Source organism: Caulobacter sp. GW821-FHT10C03 (assembly GCF_059415485.1).
This window is the reverse complement of the sequence record NZ_JBWKNI010000022.1, coordinates 22805-40430: the sequence shown is the minus strand read 5'-3', so window position 1 is coordinate 40430 and position 17626 is coordinate 22805. Positions and strand designations below refer to the sequence as shown.

Below are 17626 nucleotides of genomic sequence, written 5' to 3'. Positions count from 1 at the left end.
GGGGCGCTGCCCCCTGGCGCACTTCGCATCGGTTTCCGCCCAGCTTCGCGGGCGCGAGGGCGGCGAAAGGCGCGAGGACGGCGACGGCTGCAGCCGGGTCCCCGCGAAACCGCCGCTCCGTTTGCACCCCCCGGTCTCGCCGACGGGCAGGGGTCAGGCGCAACCCGCGCCTGCCCCCAACCCCCAACGGGAGACCTGTCATGTCAGTGTCCAGTCAAACCGCCCAAGACGCCGCCGACGACGTGATCGCCGCCAAGTACTTCGTCCTCACCGACACCGGCGCCGTCCGGTCCGGCGAGGAGCGCGTCTATCCCCTCAACAAGCTCAAGGCCTCGCCCGACAATGTCCGCAAAGGCGGCCATAGCCAGGAAGTCATCGAGGCGCGGGCCGCCTCGATCCTCACCAAGGGGATCATCCAGCCGCCGGTCGTCAAACCCGAGCGCCGCGCGGACGGCTCCGAGACCGGCTACGCCCTGGTCACGGCCGGGGAAGGTCGGCGTCTGGCCCTGCGCCTGCTGGCCAAGCGCAAGCTGATCCCGCGCGACGCCCTCGTGCGCTGTCTGGTGGACGAGGCCAACGACGCGGTGGAGGTCAGCCTCGACGAAAATATTTCCCGCGAGCCGCTGGCGCCCGCCGACGAGTTCGAGGCGTTCCGCGATCTGGCCGAGCGCAAGGGCTGGGGTGCCGAAGCCATCGCCGCGCGCTATGGCGTCACCGCCGCCGTCGTGCGCCAGCGCCTGCGACTGGCGGCGGTGGACCCGTCGCTGATCGCGCGTCACCGTGAGGGCGAGCTGACCCTCGATCAGCTGATGGCCTTCGCCGTCTCCGAGGACCACGCGCGCCAGCTCCAGGTCTTCGAGACCTACGCCCAAGCCCACCCGTCCGCTATTCGTCGGGCCATGACGGAGAAGACGGTGCAGGCCGACGACCGCCGCGTGCGCTTCATCGGCGTCGAGGCCTATGTCGCGGCGGGCGGGGCCGTCATCCGTGACCTCTTCACCGAGGATCGCGGTGGCTACCTGTCGGACGTGGCCCTGATCGACGAGCTGGTCGCCGCCAAGCTTTCGGACATCGCCCAGGACATCCAGACGGCCGAGGGCTGGAAGTGGGCGCAATGGCGCCTGGACTATCCGCACGGCCACGGGCTGCGCCGGGTGTGGCCCAAGCCCGTGCCGGTCAGCGATGAGCAGCAGGCCCAACGCGACGCCTACAACGTCCTCTGCGAGGAATGGGGCGGCGTTGAGGACCTGCCGACGGAGATCGAGGCGCGTCTTTCGGCGCTGGAAGCCCAATTGGAAGAGCCCGCCGAGGCCTACGCGGCCGAGGACCTCGCCCGCGCCGGGGTCTGGGTGATCCTTGGCTATGACGGCGAGCCGCGCATCGAGCGTGGCCTCGTCCTGCCCGAGGACGAGGTTGTCGCCGGCGCGCCGGACGAGGATGACGATGAAGCGGACGGCGAGGCAGAAGGCGATGATGCCGACGACGAGCCCGCACCGGTGAGCGAGGAGCCCGAGGGCGATGCGCGCGCGCCGCTGTCGGCCAAGCTCATCGCCGACCTGACCGCCCATCGGTCGGCGGGTCTGCGGTTGGCGCTGGCCAACGATCCGGACCTTGCCCTGATCGCCCTGACCCACGTCCTGGCGCTCTGCACGTTCCACGGCGTCGGCCGCGCTTCATGCCTGACGATCCAGGCGACCTCAACCTTCCTGCCCGAGCATGGCGAAGGCGTGAAGACCAACCCGGCCTACGAGGCCCTGGAGGCCCGGTTTGGCCAGTGGGCCAAGCACGTGCCCGAGGACCCGGCGGCGGTCTGGGACTTCATCGTCGGCCTCGACGCCGACAGTCGCGCCAGCCTGCTGGCCTTCTGCGTGGGGCGCACGGTCGATGCGGTCAAGGCTTTCGGCGGGCGCGGCGCGGCCCTGGCCCATGCCGAAGTCCTGGCCACGGCGGCGAGCCTCGACATGACGGCCTTCTGGCAGCCGACCGCCGAGCGCTACCTGTCTCGGGTCACCAAGGCACATGTGCTGGCGGCGACGAGCGAGGCCGTCTCGCCCGACACCGCCCAGCGTCTGTCGGGCCTGAAGAAGGTCGATCTGGTGGCGGCGACCGAGCCCGATCTGGTCAAGGCCCGCTGGCTTCCGGTGTTGCTGCGGACCAAGGCCCCGCCGCAGGCGCCGGGCGATGAGGTCTTGATCGCCGGGGCCGGTGATCCGGACGACGCCAGTGTCGCGCCGACCAAGACCGGGGAGCATCTGATCGCGGCCGAGTAGTCGTCCCTGGGGCCGGGCCGCCTTGCGCGGTCCGGCTTGGGCGCGCGCCAGAACCGCCGCCTTGCGACTGAAGGGAAGGGGATGCCCCGCCGCCACAGGCGGCGGGGCGCGAGGAGATCAGGTCTCGGCGTCGGGCTCGACGCGCGAGCGGGCCTCGCCCTTGCGGACCGCCGGAACGCAGTCCTCGCCTGATCCCGGTCACGGCGGGAGCAGGCGGGCGCGGATCGGGTCGGGAAAGCTCGGGCCGTCGAGGCTGACCGGCAGGAAAGCGACAGGCCTCCATGGGGCGTATTCAAGGGAGCGCGACAGCGGCGTTCTCGGAGTAGATGCGATGGACCGGTTGGTCCTTGGCCGGGTCGCCGTCGACCGTCCTGATGACGACCTCGGGGCGCGCGCGTCTTCGGCGCGGACGCCGCCGCCGCCATCCGACGCGGCCTGGAACGCGCCGAGGGCGAACCCCGGCACAGGCCTTTCCCTTCGGTCGGATCGCAACCGCTGCGGCCTCTCCTGGCTGCAACCGGACCGAGGCGGGGTCGTCGGGCAACCTTGGGGCCAGGGTTTCTTCCCCGGCGCCGTCTCCACCCGATGGGTTCCGGCGCGCCTTCCTCGCGAGGCAACAAACCCGCCCCTGGCGGTCCTCCGCTGCGCTGCGGGGCCGCCCTGCCTGTCGGCCGGGAGCGGCCTGCCGTCCTCGCCCATCCCCGGTCTTCGGCGCGCCATCGAGGCCGCGATGGTCGCGGCCCGAAGAAGCGAAAGGACTATCCCATGGCTCGCATCGGCACGTTCAAGGCCACGTCGGACGGCTTCGTCGGCTCCATCCGCAGCCTCAAGCTCTTCGTTCCCAAGGTCGTCTTCAAGGCGATCGACGGCGACCCGGCCAAGGACCAACCGGTCTATCGCATCTACTCGGAGGGCGCCGATATCGGCGCGGCCTGGAAATACACCTCCAAGAAGGGTGTCGATTTCCTGTCGGTCAGCCTCGACGACCCGAGCTTCCCCGACCCGATCAGCGCCCGCCTGTTCCCGTCCGAGGACGGCTTCGACCTCGTCTGGTCCCGTCCGGTTCGCAAGGGCGAGGCCCGCCCGAGCGCCGAGCCCGACGCCGAGGACTGATCTCGCCACGCCCCGCCGCCTGTGGCGGCGGGGCGTCCCCTTCCCGTCATTCGCAAGGAGGCGGCCATGACGCGCGCCCAAACCCCTTCGCGCCAGGACGGCGCGACCCGCCAAGACCTCTATTCGACCATCACCGATCAGATTCTCGCCGACCTCGCCAAGGGCGTGACGCCCTGGACCAAGCCCTGGACGAGCGGCCACGCCGCCGGTCCTGTCTCGAGGCCCCTACGCCACAGCTTCGAGCCCTACTCAGGCATCAACACCCTGGTGCTGTGGGGCGCGGCCGTCGAACGCGGCTACGCCGCCCCCATCTGGATGACCTTCCGTCAAGCCTTGGAACTGGGCGGAGCGGTGCGCAAGGGCGAGAAGGGGACCATGGTCGTCTACGCCAACCGCGTCACGCGCCAGGAGACCAACGACCAGGGCGAGGATGTCGAGCGGTCGATCCCGTTCCTGAAGGCCTATACGGTCTTCAACGTCGAGCAGATCGACGGGCTTGCGGATCGTTTCAAGGCCACGCCGCCGACCCTGCCGGAAAGCGAGCGCATCGCCCAGGCCGACGCCTTCCTGGCCGCCACCAAGGCTGAGGTCGTCCACGGCGGCGAGATGGCCTGCTACGATCTCGTCGCGGACCGCATCCGCCTGCCGGTGTTCGGGGCCTTCGCCACCCCTCACGACTACTACGCCACCCGAAGCCACGAGACCGTGCACTGGACGCGACACCCTTCGCGGCTCGACCGCGATCTTGGCCGCAAGACCTTCGGCGACGAAGGCTACGCCCGAGAGGAACTCGTGGCCGAGCTTGGCGCGGCCTTCCTCTGCGCCGAACTCGGCATTGATCTGGCGCCTCGACCCGATCACGCCGCCTATATCGGCGCATGGCTTGGCGTGCTGGGTGGCGACATGCGGGCGATCTTCACCGCCGCCGCCCATGCCCAGAAGGCCGTCGACTACCTGAAGGCCTTGTCTTCGGCAGGTTGACCCTGTGGCCGGCGGCCCCGCCGCCGGCCTATTGGGCCGTGCCCAGGGGTTCGGCGCGCGCTGCATGGTCGATGTCGCGATAACCGTGTCGCGTTAGGGGAACACGCTTGTCTTGGCGATGAGAAAGCGCTTCTCCCATGGCCGAACTTGAGGGCTCGCCGCCAACCGGCGGATGGGCCGTGGAGATGTCGTGACCGCGATCCCCGAAGCTAGAACACCGAACCTGGTCGACCTTCACGTCGGGGCGCGCGTGCGCATGCGCCGGAAGATGTTGGGCCTCAGCCAAGAGCACCTGGCCGACGCGCTCAAACTGACCTTCCAGCAAGTCCAAAAATACGAGCGCGGCGCCAACCGGGTGAGCGCATCGAAGCTCTATGAGATCGCCAGGGCGCTGCAGGCGCCCATCTCATTCTTCTTCGACGGGCTCGCCGACCCGGTGACGAGCGAGCGCGACGTCGTCGGCGCCGCCGCCGATCGTATCGTCACGGACTTTCTGAACATGCCCGAGGGGATGGAATTGGCCGAGACGTTCCCGAAGATCGGCCGGGCCCGCATCCGCCGGCAGGTTCTCGACCTCGTGCGCGCGATGGCCGATGAGGCCGTTTCGCCGAACGCCTCCTAGGCGCCGGGGGAGGCATTTCAGCCGCGGCGCGGGCGCTGTTCGTTCCGATATCTAGTTGGCATCGCCATATGGGCCAAGCCGCGAGCTTGCCCGCAAAGGCGGGTGCGAAGGTTAGACCTGTTGATCGTGGGGACCTCGTCTAGCCCAGCCAGACATGCCGCTCGGCTGCGTCTTGCCACGCCGCCATCAAGGCGATGCCCCGCCAGGTTTTCGCCAGGTCGAGGAATTCGGTCTGCAACTCACAGGTGGGACAGCTTTCGGCCTTGCGCTCCATCTCACACGCCATGGCGCGACACTCGTTCGAAGTTCGCATGATCATCTGCTCACCAGGGCCTGGCATAACTGCGCTCCATTACAGCCGGTGGATAGAGCTTCCGCAGAGCCATCTCACACGGCCCGCTGAAACGTGACGGTCACACCGTCGAAGAGTGATCTGTCCGGATTCTTGGCGTGGAATTGATCGCACGCGGCCCGGACCAAGGCGTTGACCTCGCCATAGCATCCCAGCTGCAGCCGGCAGTCCGCGAGCATGACCTGGCCTTCCGCGAAGGTGACGTGAACGATCACGGCAGGGTCTCCGTCATCGCCTGGGTCTTGTCGGCGGGCGGGTTCGGCGGCGTGTTGGTCACCCTGGCCCAAACCCCGTTCGGAGTGGCCGCGTCGAGCATGGACAGGATGGTCTCCGTCTGAACGATGCGATGCAGGGCGGCGATGATCTGCTGGGCGTGGAAAGGCTTGGCGATGAAGTCCGCGCCTTTGAGACCTTCCAGCGAAATGCGGGCCGCCGCCGCCGCTGAAACATAGATGATCGGAAGGCCCGGATAGGCGGAACGGGCATGACGCGCGACCTCGAAACCATCGGCGCCGTCGCCGAGATCGATGTCCGTCACCAGGGCCGCGAGGGGATCGTGCCGATCGATCACCGCCGCCGCCTCGGCAGCGCTACAGGCTTCGACCACGTCGAATCCACTCTCTCGAATAACTTCCGAATTTTCTAAGCTACACAACAGATCATCTTCGACATACAAGATGCAATCGCGGGCCATTTTCTGAATTCCTATGAGATAGGCAAACCCATAGGGTGAACAATTGTTTCAGGATCGCCTCGATTGCGGCTCGTAATAAATTCCTGATCCAGACATCATTACAACACTATTTGAAAGATAGCTTGTATTGGCGCGAGCCCCACGTGGGCGGAGGGGCGGGGGTATAGGGCCACCCACCCTTGGTGATGGCGCGATGGTGGCGGGCTGGCGGCCGAGGTGCAGCAGGTCCGGCTGACGATCACGCCGCAGTCCAAAGGACGGTGGCAGGTCCATGCCCGCTACATCGGTGACGGGCCTAACGGTTATGACCCGGCCATCCCGCACTGGCGCAGCAGCCTCGAAGAGGCCAAGCTTCGCGCGATCCTCGCCGTGGATGAGACGCTCGATCACGTCGAGAAGCTTAAGGCTGGCGTTTTCTGACACGGCTTGGCTCAGCGCCTGTCCACATCCGGAGCCTGATCGATGCCCAGCCGGTTCGCCGATATCCAGGCGCCGAAAGGCGAATTCCTGACGTTCACCGATGAGGAAGGAGACTATTCGGCCACCTACCGGCTGTCGGACGCGCGCGTCGAGGACGCCCAGGCCTATGGCGTCTCAGTCACCAAGGAAACGGCCCTGATCAGCCTGATCGAGGTCGAGGTCGCCGCCGACAAATTTACGGTCAGGCCGCACGGGACGCTGCCGGGGCGCGGGAACTTTCTGGGGCCCAAGTACAGCCGGATACGCGCCATCACCTTGGAAGGGTTCGGGCTGGCCGAGGTCTTCGAGCAGGACGGACCGGAGCCGGCGCTCGCCGGACTTCCCGCCGGCTTCATTCGTGATCCAGAGTATGGCCTGGGGCTGCTCAAGGACATCCGCTACATCATCGCGGCCGTCGAGAAGATACCCGAGGTCGACACGCTCGTGGTCAGCCGCACCCGAGGGTCGGGACTTTCGGGAAAGGATTACGTCCTGACCTATGGAGACTTCGAGGCCGTGCGCCTGGGGCTGGGGCGGATCCACAGCCAGGCCTTGGCGTCGGCGAGCACCGATAAGGTGGTTCTGGCGCACAATAGCCTGCTGACCGCCATCCTGCCCCAACGCTTCCCCGAGGCGCAGCGGCCCTACCGGAAGGACACCATCTTCAAGACGGTCGGGGGTTCGGTCGCGGCCGATCGCCTGTCGCCAGCCGACAAGATGGCGGCGATCAAGTTGGTCTCGGCGGCCAAGCAGGATCTGGCGGAACACGAACCGGCCGCCCTGATGGAGCTGCGGCGCGAGCTGGAGGTGGTCACGCTGGAAACGCTGATCGCGCGCATGACGACGATGATCGCCAAGCCGCTCAGCGAGGCCGATTGGCAGGCCTTTTTCCTTGAGCACCCCTTCGTGTTGAACCTAGCGTTCAGCCTGCCGATCGCCGTGATTGGCGAGCGGGTTTCCGTGGGCGGGCGAACCTTTTCCGGCGGCGGCGAGAAGATCGCCGACTTCATGGCGCGCAATGGGCTGACCGAGAACATCGCCCTGGTCGAGATCAAGAAGCCCGGGACGCGGCTCCTTGGCGCCGAGTATCGCGGCGGGGTGTTTCCGCCATCGCCTGAGTTGGCGGGCGCGGTGACGCAAGTTCTCGATCAACGCTACCAACTGGCGCTGAGCTTGCCGCTTTTGCAGTTCACCTCGCGTCAGACCGACCGTCAGGTCTATGCCGTGAAGTGCCTGGTCATCGCCGGCGCGCTTCCAGCAGACCCGGCTCAGCTGAAGTCGCTGGAGCTTTTCCGCAACGGCCTCAACGACGTGATCATCGTCACCTACGAGGAGCTTCTGGCCAAGCTGCGAGGCCTGCTTGAATTTCTTTCGCCGCCGACCGAGCCGGATGATCACGGCGAGGATGAGATCGAGCTTGCCGAGGATTAGCCTTGGACGCGACCGACGCGCGAAGGCGCCCCGAGCGGAAGACCGCACGGGCGAACGCCAGGCGCGTCGGTCAAGGCCGAGTGTCGCCGACTAGATCGCGGGAGGAGGAGATGACGGCGATGACAGTGACGTCTGAGACGTGGCCGGCGCGGTGATCGGCGGCGGCGCGCTCTGCGGCGTCATCGCCATGTTCGGTGCGTCCACCGAAAGGGTGAAGGCCGCTCCGCTGGCAAACGTGAAGGATAGGGCCGCCTTCTGCGCCTTGCTGAGCGGCTTGGCGATGGCAGGGAGCACGAAGAACACGACGCCGAGAACGAAGGCCAAGAAGGCGATGGCGTTGATGACGTCAGGCAGGTTGGTAGGGAGGGTCATAGGTGTAGAGGTCCTTATACATAGAGATTTCTCCTCGGTGACGCGTCGGGGTTCGACGCCGAGAGATAGGTTTTCGGGGAACAAGTCCGGCGAGCCGCGACTTGAAACGGGACTCTACAGTATATTGCTGCGCGTGTCAAGATTTTCGAAATAAAGATAAGTAGTGTTGTCGATCCAGGTGTCGATCTGCGTCGTCTCTTCTGTTTAGGCAGGCATAGGCTCAGCGGGCGGCGCGGCGGGTAGGAGGGGCGATGAGCCGGGCGATCGTCATCAAGGCCAAGCGGGTCGAGACCGCGCTCGCCGGCCTGGAAGCCTCGGAAACCTTCGAGGACGCAGAACGCCACTGGAGTGACTTCCTGGTCTATTGGTATCAGGCGCTGGAGTTATGTGATGCGGCGGGCGGGCGTCAGGCTCGGGGCGTCTACCGCCCGTGGAAGTCGCGGGCTCAGGCGGACCCCGCGCTCAACTACCTGCACATGGCGCGCAACGCCGACAGCCACACATTGCTGGAAGTCGTCGAGAAGTCCGAGGCCGCCATCGCACTGGGAGCGCTCGGCGGCTACGATGTGGAAATCCTCGGAACTCGCCCAGGCGCGCTGCTGCCCGACCTCGCCCTGATCCCCAAGACCGCTGATCCGCCGCCCGTTCTGGCCTTCTTCCCAGAGTCGATCCGCCTTCGTCCGATCGGCGGCCGAAAGCCTCTGCCCGTGCCAGACGCCTTCGCCTACGACATCGGTGATCCGCCGGCGCCGATCGCGCTGGCGCAGACGGGCGCGACCTTCATGAGGGCGATGATCGAGGAAGTGTTCGGCGCCAACACGCGCTGAGAGTCAGCGCCAATTCGCCGAATACCTTCGAAGCGATGCGAGCCTTGGTCGTCGAACAAGTCTCGATCCGAGGACGATCCCGTTGACTCCGCCGCGAGACGGGATGAGAACATTTAGCGAACAAGGAGATCGCCATGCCGCCCCCACGCGTCAAAAAGCGCGCGACGACGCACGCCTCAAGACCGGACCGAGTCATCCACAGGATGGTCGTCAAGCTCACCCGCGTGCGCCAGTTTGGGGGCGAGGGGCATGGCAAGACCCTCATGTTCACCTTCGAGGGCGGCACGCGGCGGGCCGAGCGCCGTCGCAACAGCTTCATCGACCGCGAGCGCGTACCCGACTTCGATGGAGAAGAAGCCTGGTTCGAGGTCGAACAGGTCAGCGGCGTACCCTGGCCCTACTGGCGGGCAATCCGGCGTGTGGAGCCGCCCGGTGGCGAACCGCCTGCCTAGCGTGTTGTCCGCTGCGAGCCCATGGCGGGTCCTACGCCAGGATACGCCAGCGCCTGTCTTTGCGCGATCGGCGTCCGACGCCTCTTGCGAGAGCGCGATCAGGGCGCTCATCGTCATGGCGCGGGCCGATCCGCCATTCGGTCGAGGGCCTCGCGATCGCCTCATCGGGCGAGCGGCGACGCGATCCGGCCCGTCCCCCACCCATGCCGGATCCGTCGCCGCGACCTCCTGCGAAAGGATCCAACATGACCACGATCGGCTATTTCCGGCGCGACGGCGAAGGCTTCGTCGGCCGCCTCACGACCCTGCAGCTGGACGCCACTGTCCGCCTCACTCCGGTGGATAAGCTCTCGGCGCGTGCGCCGGAGTTTCGCGCCTATGTCGGGGACGTCGAATGCGGCGCGGCGTGGCGCCCAAACGACGCGGCCAGCGGGGCGATCCTCAATCTCAAGCTCGACGATCCCACCTGGTCCGAGCCGCTCGACGCTCGGCTCATGGCCGGCGAGGAACCCTATGCGCTCAGCTGGATCCGCAAGCCGGACGACAAGCCGCGCGAGGAGCCCCGCCCCCGCGCGCCAGGCTAAACCATCAGGGCGATGCCGCAGACGCATCGCCCGATGACATGCGGGAGCCATCCCCTCCCAGGCGTTTTCCAGTAGGGTGACGCCCCGGCCGGGAGTGCGAGGCCCGATGGACCACGGTGATCTTCGAGATACGCCGATCTGCGACCCGCAGGTCACCGACTACGACCGCGCCCACCTTCAGGCCTATTTGCGCCTGTTGGACGCCGCCGCCGCCCGCGCCGACTGGCGTGAGGCGGCGTCCGTGATTTTGGGACTCGACGTCGTCGCCGATCCCGCCCGGGCGCGCCGGATTCACGACGAGCATCTGAGGCGCGCGCGCTGGATGGCCCAGACGGGCTATCGCGATCTGCTGGGGGGCGGCCCGCCGAGGTGATGCCGGCGCGGCATCGCCTGTCCGCACGGTTCGGTCTACCCCGCCCTTCTGGGTACGGAACAACCTGCGACGCTCAATCTCTGAGTGAGCCTTGCCGGAGTTGCTTATGTCGCCAGACGCGTCTCGGTGGCGGTCCGTAGAAGCCTACGACTATCTGGACGAACTTTCAGCCGCCGATCTGGCCTGGGAATATCTTCGTCGCAATCCCGACTACCAGAAGGACTTCCAGGCCGCGCCGGATTCCCCCGGCGGGACGGACTGGACAGCGCGCTGGGGGTTGCGATTTCCCCGTCGATCCTTCGCTTGAAGCCCCTCGCGCGGACGTGCGTTGGCGCGCCGAGGCGGACGCCGGCCTGATCCTGCTGACGGCTTGGCCCACGAACGTCGGCCTGGCCTTGCGGCCTCCCGACGCATCGGCGTCCGGCGAGCATTGGTGGTCGACGGGAGCTGGTCCGGGCCGAAGCCGGTTGTTGCTCTTGGGCCCCGACGAGCCGCAGTCGCCCCTGGCGGCGGTGTTGCCGCTGGACGCCACCCTGCCCAACCGCCTGGAGGCGCTGGCGGGGTTTTGGCGACGGCTCGAAGGCGGTTCGCCTCGACCTGATCCGCTCACCCGACCGCGACGCCGTCGCCTGAAGGCGATGCTCCGCGCGGTCGATGGCCGACGTGGCGGAGCCGCCTATCGCGACATCGCCATCGCGCTCTATGGCGACGCCCGCGTCGCGGCGGCGCCGTGGAAGTCATCGTCGCTGCGCGACGCGACGATGCGGCTGGCCCGCGACGGCGCGGCCCTGGTCGGCGGCGGCTACCGCTCCCTGCTCCTCTGACCAGGGGGTGCGAAAATCGCATCCCCGTCTTCGCACTCCCTCCGCACCGCACGGACCCGCCAGCTTTGCCCCAGTCCGCGCGGGGTCATCCGGGCCTTCGCCGCGAAACCAGGGAGTCCGCTCATGTCCGCCACGCCCGCCGCCGGCGCGCCGCGCTTCGTTCGCACGCAGCAGGCGGCCGCCTATCTTGGTCTGTCGCATCGCACCCTCGAAAAACACCGCACCTACGGGACGGGGCCGGCCTATCGAAAACTCGGTGGTCGCGTCGTCTACGCCATCGATGACCTTCAGGCCTGGGCCGACCGCGGCGCCAAGACCTCGACCACCGATCCTGGCGTGGGTGATGTCCTTCCGGCCAAGCGTCACGCCCCGGTCTCGACGACGAGCGCGCTCTGAGCATGGGCCGGCAGCCGAACTTTCCGATCCGTCCGCGTGAGCGGCTCGATCCCTTCATTGTCGTGACGGGCGACGCCAGTCCGCGCGATCAACGCGACCTGATGGAGCGTCCGTTCTTTTCGCTGTCGAAGTCTCGACGAGTGCGCCCGATCCTCTACCGGGCCGGAGAGGTCGAGGTTCAGGTGCACGGCCTGCCCGAGCACGGGATGGCCACGATCTGGGACGCCGATGTGCTGATATGGGCGGCCTCGCAGATCGTCGATGCCGAGAACCATGGCCTGCGGACCTCGCGGCGGATGCAGTTCACCCCCTATCAGCTGTTGACGGGCGTCGGACGTGCGACCGGCGCCACCGAGTACCGGCTGTTCAAGGCGGCCCTGCGCCGGCTGCAGTCGACGGTCGTGGCCACCACGATCCGCCAGGGTGAGCACTGGCGACGCCAGCAGTTCTCCTGGATCAACGAATGGGAGGAGCGCTCGACCCGCGACGGACGCGTCGAGGGGGTGGAGATTGTCCTGCCCGACTGGTTCTATCGCGGCGTGGTCGATCGGTCGTTGGTGCTGACCATCGATCCGGCCTACTTCCGCCTGACGGGCGGGATAGAGCGCTGGCTCTACCGCGTGGCGCGCAAGCACGCCGGCCGCCAGGTGCGGGGCTGGGTCTTCGAGCTCTCTCACCTGCACCACAAGTCGGGCAGCCTGGCCCGCCCGTCGGATTTCGCCCTGGACATCCGCCGGATCGTAGCCCGCCAGCCCTTGCCCGGGTACCACCTGTCGCTGGATCGCACGCACGGACCCGAGCGCTTGCGCATCGTGCCCGCTGTCGTGGAGATCGCTCTGGGCGAGCCTGTGGACGGGGTCGTGAGATCGGGCGCAGCGGCTATCGTGAGATCGGGCGCAGAGGGCTCGGGACATCAGGCGCGCGACTTGCGCTCAAACCCTTACATCATAGGGCCTCCCGCGCCGCGTAACTTGGAATCTAACCCAGACTCTAACTCTTTGTCGGCCGGGGGTGATGCGCGCGGCGGCCGAGGCGGCCGGTCATGATCATCGCGCTCCTCAATCAGAAAGGCGGCGTTGGCAAGACCACGCTGGCGATCAGTCTGGCCGGCTACTGGGCCGGCCAAGGACGGCGCGTGACCCTGATCGACGCCGATCCCCAGGCCTCGGCCTTGGACTGGGCGCAGGCGCGACATCATGCCGGCCTGCCGCGCGCCTTTGGCGTTATTGGCCTGCCCCGGGAGACCCTCCACCAGGAGGCGCCAGGTCTCGCCAGTCAGACCGATCATCTGATCATCGACGGCCCGCCACGGGTGGCGGCCCTGATGCGATCGGCCCTTCTGGCGGCGGACCTTGTCCTGGTGCCGGTCCAGCCCTCGCCCCTGGACGGCTGGGCCTCGGCTGAAATGCTGCGGCTGATCGCCGAGGCCAGGATCTACCGACCGCAGTTGCGGGCCCGCTTCCTGATCAACCGCCGCCTCGCGCGCACGGTGATCGCCCGGGAAACCACCACGGCCCTGGCGCGCGAGGAGCCGTTCGCCCTGGAGCATGTCGTGGGCCAAAGGGTCGCCTTCGCCCAGGCCATGCAAACAGGACGGGTCGTCACCGAGCTCGATCCCGACGGCCTGGCCGCGCGGGACGTCCGGGCGGTCGCCGCTGAGATCGAAAGCATCGCGCCATGACGGATCGATCCTTCGCCGCCCGCCCGCCCGCCGCCGAGGCCTGGATCAAGGCCGCCGACGAGCCTCTGCGCGCCTCGGCCTACACGGCGCGACTGACAATCGACGTCACCCCCGCTTGCCGGGCGCGCATCAAGATCGCCGCCTTCGGTCGCGGCCAGACCGTCGCGGAGATGGTGCGCGATCTCTTCGATCGCGAATTCCCGGAGACGGAAGCATGAACGCATCGCTCCCCATGACCGAGGTCGAGCTGATCTGGTGGCCGGCGCGGATCGAGCGCTGGCTTCGCTTCGGCGCGGTGCGCAGCGAGGTCCGCCACGACCGACGCCGACGGACTGTGCGACTGGAGCCGGGCGCGATCTTCGCCTTCATCCGGTGGACGGGCGGCGACTACGGCACCACCCGGTCCGAGCTCGACATCCTGCGCGCCGTCGCGCCGGGCCAGGCCTTCACAACCCGTCCAGGCGTCCGGCCCGGCGCCGAGGTCTTGGCGGCGTTTAGGGGCTGGTCCCTCGTCCAGCGAGGACTCGCCGTCATCGACGCGGTCGAAGCCGCCGGATACGCGCCCGAGCGGATCGCGCCGAGCTACTGGAGCCACGTTCAAAACCGGCTGCAGGCGGGGCTGGCGCCAAGCGCCTATGATCGAGCACGTCATCGCGCCTGGCTTCTGCGGCGGAAGGCCGGACGATGAGGCGGGCGGCCATCGTCCTTGGCGGCGCGGCCTGCCTGCTCCTGGCCTGGCGCCCCTCTGCGCCCCGCCTGCTGTGGAACGCCACCGAAAGCGTGCCGGTCGGCCTCTATCGCCTCACCCAGAAGGCGCCCGGCGTCGGAGACTTCGTCGCCTTCGACCCGCCGCCGCAAGCCGCCGACTGGCTGGCGCGCGGCGGCTGGCTCCCCCGGGGCGTGCCCCTGGTCAAGCCCGTTGTCGCCTTGCCTGGGCGATCCGTCTGCCGGATGGGGGACGTGGTGATGGTCGAGGGCGCCGCACCGGTCGCGGCGAGACGACATGACGGCGCGGGGCGGCCCTTGCCGCGATGGCGCGGGTGCCGGCGTCTGGCCTCCGATGAGATCTTCGTCCTGTCCCCGGCGCGCGGCAGCTTCGACGGCCGCTACCTTGGCCCCACACCGCTGTCTTCGGTGCGCGGCGTGGCTCGCCCGATCTGGACAAGGTCGCGTGCGGCCAAGGCCGGTGAGCCGTGAGGCGGCGGTTGGTTGCGGTTGCGCTCGCGGCGGCCGTGGCGATGGGGCCAGTCCAGGCGGCGTCCCACGAGGCGGCCGTGCTTCGCGCCGCTCAGCGCTTCGAACTGGACCCCGGCCTCATCGCGGCGGTGATCCAGGCCGAAAGCGGCGGTGACCCCCGCGCCGTCTCGTCGGCCGGGGCGATGGGTTTGATGCAATTGATGCCGGCGACCTGGTCGGAGCTCAGGTCGGAACTTGGCCTCGGAGGCGACCCGTTTGATCGCCACGACAACATCCTGGCCGGCGCCGCCTATCTGCGACGCCTGCTCGACCGCTACGGGCGCGAGGGTTTCCTGGCCGCCTACAATGCAGGACCCGGTCGCTATGAACAGAGCTTGGCCGGCCGTCCTCTGCCCGCCGAGACGGAGCGCTATGTCGCCAAGCTGCGCGATCGGGTCCAGGGCGCGGCGGACCCCGCTGACTGGCGAACCGCAGGCCTCTTCCCGCCGGTCTGGTCGGTGCGATGGCGGTCGCCGCCCACGGGATTGTTCAGCGGAGAGGCGCGATGAGCGACGGTGGCGGTCGGGAGAGCTGTGGCGCGGTGTGGAGAAGGCAAAGACGACGGCCAGATAAAAGCACCGCCGTCGGTGTGACCGCGAGGCGTTGCGGGGGTTGGGTTTGCAGCGCCGTCGCTCGCCGGTCCCGGCTGGCGCAACACGCGAATTTTCCAGTCTTTTCAGGGCGGCGAGCGCCGGCGCTCGTCCCATGAACGAGTTCGATGACGAGTTTCTTCTCAGGCCGGGACGCGGTCGGGCCGAGCGGGGCGGTCCCGCTGCGGGCTCCTTCCTGGGCCAGGTCAAGCGGGCCGTCGCCCTGGCGAGCGATCCAGGCATGGGCGTCCGACGCGGCCGTTCAGCCGCTCGCGGCGGTCCGGCGCGTGGCGGGGGGCGCGGCGTCGGGCGAACGGCGGGTCGCCGGCGGGTGATCATCAAGGCCAGGGTGGTGCGCCACCGAGGAAGGCGCTTTCGCGCCGCGCCGCTGGCGCGGCACATCGCCTATCTCGAACGCGAGGGCGTCACACGAGACGGCGCCAGGCCGGCGATGTTCGACGCTATGGGGGAGCATGCGGACGTGTCCGCCTTCGCCGCGCGTTGCGAGGACGACCGCCACCACTTCCGCCTCATCATCTCTCCGGAGGACGCCCCTCTGATGTCAGATCTGCGCGGCTTCACCCGAGACCTTATGCGGCGGGCCGAGCAAGATCTCGGCGCGCGGCTGGACTGGGTGGCGATCGACCACTGGAACACCGACAACCCGCATCTGCACGTACTGGTTCGCGGCCGGGTCGAGGGACGCGATCTGGTGATCGCCGGGGACTATCTCGCCCAGGGGCTGCGTGAGCGCGCCCAAGACCTCGTCGCCCTGGAGCTGGGCCCCCGAACGGCGCAGGAAGTCGCCAAGGCCCTCGACAAGGAGATTACCGCTGATCGTTGGACCAGCCTGGATCACGGCCTGGCCAGGGCGGTCGACAAACTCGATGGCGTGCTGGATCTGCGGCCAGGCGCCGAGGACCCGGACAGGAACCGGCGCGCCCTGGGACGGGCGGCGCATCTGCAGAAACTCGGCTTGGCCGAGCCGATCGGGCCGGCGCGTTGGCGGCTGGCGCCCGACCTCGAAGCGCGTCTGCGCGATCTGTCCATCCGGGGCGACATCATCAAGACGCTCCATCGCGCGATGGCCGACAGGGGGCGAGCCGTGGAGCCTGGCCGATTCCTGATCCACGCCGACCAAGCGGCCCCGTCGGTGACCGGACGCCTGGTCGAGCGGGGCTTGAGCGACGAATTGACGGGCTCGGCCTATGCGATCATCGACGGCTTGGATGGACGGCAGCATCATCTTGGCTTCGCCGACCTGGACGACACCGGTGACGCCCGGCCAGGCGCGATCGTCGAGCTGAGATCGCCGCCGTCGACCCGGTCGCGGTCCCTGGCGACCCGCAGCGACCTGCCGCTCGAAGCTCAGATCCAGGCCGAAGGCGCGACCTGGCTCGATCGCCAGATCCTGCGCCAAGAGCGCGGGAGCGACGCTGGGTTTGGCGCCGAGGTCGCCAGGGCGGCCGAAGCGCGGATCGAGGTTCTGGTCGCGCGCGGCCTGGCGGAGCGACGCGACGGCCGCTTAATGCTCGCCGGACGCCTCCTGACGACCCTCCAGGAGCGCGAATTGGCCGCCGTTCGCGCTCGGATCACCAACGAGACAGGCTTGACGGCTCGGCCGGAGGCCGCGGCGGGCGAGACCTTCGACGGCGTCTATCGCCGGCGGCTCGATCTGGCCTCTGGTCGCTTCGCCATGATCGAGGATGGCCTGGGCTTTCGCCTGACGCCTTGGCGTCCGAGTCTCGAGTCGCACCTGGGGCGCGCCGTCGTCGGTCGCGTCCTGGATGGGGGCGGCGTGAGCTTCGATCGCGGTCGCGACCGAAGCCTGGGTCTATGAGTCGTCATCCTCGGGCGGCTTGCCGGGCAGGCCCAGCCGCCCGGCGTTCTGCGCGATCCAGTCGTCGTTCTGGTCCCGCGCGGCCTTGGCCTGGCGCGAGAGGTCCTTGAACATTGTCCGGTACGCCGACACGAAAGTCGTGGTCTCGAGCCGAGCGATGTCCTCCCCGGCGTCTTCGACAAACTCCTGCAGCGTGATCATCAGGGCGATCATCGCCTTATTCTGGGCGACATAGGCGGCGAACTCCGGTCGGCCGATCTGGACTGCGGTCAGCACGCCGATGGGGTCGCAGTCCAGCGCCGCGCCGAACTTGAGGACGTGGTCGATATTGAGTTGGCCGCCGCCGGCTTCGAAGTGCTGGTAGCCTCGTAGCGAAAGGCCGAGCGCCGCCGCCAGATCTCGCGACTTGGCGCTGCTGCGAACACCGCGAACCGCCTTCAGCGCGCGAGACAGAAGGCGAGCGCGTTTTCTGCTGTCCGGGTCCTCATCCGTCATTACAACCCACGCCTAGGCAATCTACCTGAAGGTG

General features: G+C 68.2%; 25 protein-coding genes. 20 read left to right on the top strand and 5 right to left on the bottom strand.

What is annotated here, in order from left to right:
* The first annotated feature begins 200 nt into the window (after nucleotides 1–200).
* From AC07NG_RS21815 to AC07NG_RS21800, 4 genes are all read left to right on the top strand, one after another.
* Nucleotides 201–2270 (top strand): ParB/RepB/Spo0J family partition protein, encoded by a 2070-nt coding sequence (locus tag AC07NG_RS21815; protein ID WP_492861728.1) that lies wholly within the window; start codon nucleotides 201–203, stop codon nucleotides 2268–2270.
* Between the two features lie 765 nt (nucleotides 2271–3035).
* Nucleotides 3036–3383 carry a DUF736 domain-containing protein gene (locus AC07NG_RS21810; protein WP_492861727.1) on the top strand — a complete coding sequence of 116 codons (348 nt, stop codon included), beginning with the start codon at nucleotides 3036–3038 and terminating at the stop codon, nucleotides 3381–3383.
* Between the two features lie 66 nt (nucleotides 3384–3449).
* On the top strand, nucleotides 3450–4364 hold the full coding sequence (locus AC07NG_RS21805; protein WP_492861726.1) for an ArdC family protein: 915 nt from the start codon (nucleotides 3450–3452) through the stop codon (nucleotides 4362–4364).
* A 172-nt stretch (nucleotides 4365–4536) separates the two neighbouring features.
* Complete coding sequence (locus AC07NG_RS21800; protein ID WP_492861725.1) at nucleotides 4537–4986, top strand: helix-turn-helix domain-containing protein; 450 nt, start codon at nucleotides 4537–4539, stop codon at nucleotides 4984–4986.
* A 139-nt stretch (nucleotides 4987–5125) separates the two neighbouring features.
* Here AC07NG_RS21800 and AC07NG_RS21795 read toward each other — a convergent pair whose 3' ends face one another.
* From AC07NG_RS21795 to AC07NG_RS21785, 3 genes are all read right to left on the bottom strand, one after another.
* Nucleotides 5126–5260: a hypothetical protein gene (locus tag AC07NG_RS21795; protein ID WP_492861724.1), complete on the bottom strand. Its 135-nt coding sequence runs from the start codon at nucleotides 5258–5260 to the stop codon at nucleotides 5126–5128.
* Nucleotides 5261–5373: 113 nt separating this feature from the next.
* Nucleotides 5374–5553 carry a hypothetical protein gene (locus tag AC07NG_RS21790; protein WP_492861723.1) on the bottom strand — a complete coding sequence of 60 codons (180 nt, stop codon included), beginning with the start codon at nucleotides 5551–5553 and terminating at the stop codon, nucleotides 5374–5376.
* Entirely contained in the window at nucleotides 5550–6032 is a 483-nt protein-coding gene (locus AC07NG_RS21785; protein WP_492861722.1) for a response regulator, read from the bottom strand. The genes AC07NG_RS21790 and AC07NG_RS21785 overlap by 4 nt, the downstream gene beginning before the upstream one ends.
* 216 nt (nucleotides 6033–6248) lie before the next feature.
* On the opposite strand from AC07NG_RS21785, the gene AC07NG_RS21780 reads away from it, so the two are divergent.
* Together AC07NG_RS21780 and AC07NG_RS21775 are read left to right on the top strand one after the other, a co-directional pair.
* On the top strand, nucleotides 6249–6452 hold the full coding sequence (locus AC07NG_RS21780; RefSeq protein WP_492861721.1) for a hypothetical protein: 204 nt from the start codon (nucleotides 6249–6251) through the stop codon (nucleotides 6450–6452).
* 42 nt (nucleotides 6453–6494) lie between these two features.
* The gene (locus AC07NG_RS21775; RefSeq protein ID WP_492861720.1) at nucleotides 6495–7922 is read left to right on the top strand and encodes a Shedu immune nuclease family protein; all 1428 of its coding nucleotides are present in this window, start codon (nucleotides 6495–6497) and stop codon (nucleotides 7920–7922) included.
* Between the two features lie 90 nt (nucleotides 7923–8012).
* Here the strand turns inward: AC07NG_RS21775 and AC07NG_RS21770 are convergent, their stop codons facing one another.
* The gene (locus AC07NG_RS21770; RefSeq protein ID WP_494596300.1) at nucleotides 8013–8294 is read right to left on the bottom strand and encodes a hypothetical protein; all 282 of its coding nucleotides are present in this window, start codon (nucleotides 8292–8294) and stop codon (nucleotides 8013–8015) included.
* Nucleotides 8295–8545: 251 nt separating this feature from the next.
* Here AC07NG_RS21770 and AC07NG_RS21765 point away from each other — a divergent pair, with 251 nt between their 5' ends.
* The 14 genes from AC07NG_RS21765 to AC07NG_RS21700 all read left to right on the top strand — a co-directional run bounded on the left by AC07NG_RS21765 (nucleotide 8546) and on the right by AC07NG_RS21700 (nucleotide 17097).
* Nucleotides 8546–9121 carry a hypothetical protein gene (locus AC07NG_RS21765; RefSeq protein WP_492861718.1) on the top strand — a complete coding sequence of 192 codons (576 nt, stop codon included), beginning with the start codon at nucleotides 8546–8548 and terminating at the stop codon, nucleotides 9119–9121.
* Nucleotides 9122–9324: 203 nt separating this feature from the next.
* The gene (locus AC07NG_RS21760; RefSeq protein ID WP_492861717.1) at nucleotides 9325–9573 is read left to right on the top strand and encodes a hypothetical protein; all 249 of its coding nucleotides are present in this window, start codon (nucleotides 9325–9327) and stop codon (nucleotides 9571–9573) included.
* Nucleotides 9574–9818: 245 nt separating this feature from the next.
* The gene (locus AC07NG_RS21755) at nucleotides 9819–10157 is read left to right on the top strand and encodes a DUF736 domain-containing protein (protein WP_492861716.1); all 339 of its coding nucleotides are present in this window, start codon (nucleotides 9819–9821) and stop codon (nucleotides 10155–10157) included.
* A 106-nt stretch (nucleotides 10158–10263) separates the two neighbouring features.
* On the top strand, nucleotides 10264–10530 hold the full coding sequence (locus AC07NG_RS21750) for a DNA -binding domain-containing protein (RefSeq protein ID WP_492861715.1): 267 nt from the start codon (nucleotides 10264–10266) through the stop codon (nucleotides 10528–10530).
* Between the two features lie 106 nt (nucleotides 10531–10636).
* Complete coding sequence (locus tag AC07NG_RS21745; RefSeq protein WP_492861714.1) at nucleotides 10637–10837, top strand: transcriptional regulator domain-containing protein; 201 nt, start codon at nucleotides 10637–10639, stop codon at nucleotides 10835–10837.
* A 163-nt stretch (nucleotides 10838–11000) separates the two neighbouring features.
* Nucleotides 11001–11354, top strand: coding sequence for a DUF2285 domain-containing protein (locus AC07NG_RS21740; protein WP_494596298.1), 354 nt, complete (start codon nucleotides 11001–11003; stop codon nucleotides 11352–11354).
* Between the two features lie 123 nt (nucleotides 11355–11477).
* Nucleotides 11478–11750, top strand: a complete 273-nt coding sequence (locus AC07NG_RS21735) for a helix-turn-helix transcriptional regulator (protein WP_492861712.1) — start codon at nucleotides 11478–11480, stop codon at nucleotides 11748–11750.
* Nucleotides 11751–11752: 2 nt separating this feature from the next.
* The gene (locus AC07NG_RS21730) at nucleotides 11753–12796 is read left to right on the top strand and encodes a replication initiator protein A (protein WP_492861711.1); all 1044 of its coding nucleotides are present in this window, start codon (nucleotides 11753–11755) and stop codon (nucleotides 12794–12796) included.
* Nucleotides 12793–13431, top strand: a complete 639-nt coding sequence (parA, locus tag AC07NG_RS21725) for a ParA family partition ATPase (protein ID WP_492861710.1) — start codon at nucleotides 12793–12795, stop codon at nucleotides 13429–13431. Before AC07NG_RS21730 ends, parA begins: the two co-directional genes overlap by 4 nt.
* Complete coding sequence (locus AC07NG_RS21720; RefSeq protein WP_492861709.1) at nucleotides 13428–13649, top strand: hypothetical protein; 222 nt, start codon at nucleotides 13428–13430, stop codon at nucleotides 13647–13649. Before parA ends, AC07NG_RS21720 begins: the two co-directional genes overlap by 4 nt.
* Entirely contained in the window at nucleotides 13646–14119 is a 474-nt protein-coding gene (locus AC07NG_RS21715) for a DUF2840 domain-containing protein (protein ID WP_492861708.1), read from the top strand. Before AC07NG_RS21720 ends, AC07NG_RS21715 begins: the two co-directional genes overlap by 4 nt.
* The gene (locus tag AC07NG_RS21710; RefSeq protein ID WP_492861707.1) at nucleotides 14116–14628 is read left to right on the top strand and encodes a S26 family signal peptidase; all 513 of its coding nucleotides are present in this window, start codon (nucleotides 14116–14118) and stop codon (nucleotides 14626–14628) included. The genes AC07NG_RS21715 and AC07NG_RS21710 overlap by 4 nt, the downstream gene beginning before the upstream one ends.
* A gap of 77 nt (nucleotides 14629–14705) precedes the next feature.
* Nucleotides 14706–15176: a lytic transglycosylase domain-containing protein gene (locus tag AC07NG_RS21705; protein ID WP_492861706.1), complete on the top strand. Its 471-nt coding sequence runs from the start codon at nucleotides 14706–14708 to the stop codon at nucleotides 15174–15176.
* Nucleotides 15177–15372: 196 nt separating this feature from the next.
* A complete protein-coding gene (locus AC07NG_RS21700) occupies nucleotides 15373–17097 on the top strand; it encodes a relaxase/mobilization nuclease domain-containing protein (protein ID WP_492861705.1) in 1725 nt (574 codons plus the stop codon).
* On the opposite strand, the gene AC07NG_RS21695 is transcribed toward AC07NG_RS21700, so the two are convergent.
* Complete coding sequence (locus AC07NG_RS21695) at nucleotides 17092–17592, bottom strand: hypothetical protein (RefSeq protein ID WP_492861704.1); 501 nt, start codon at nucleotides 17590–17592, stop codon at nucleotides 17092–17094. The genes AC07NG_RS21700 and AC07NG_RS21695 overlap by 6 nt on opposite strands.
* Nucleotides 17593–17626: the final 34 nt, after the last annotated feature.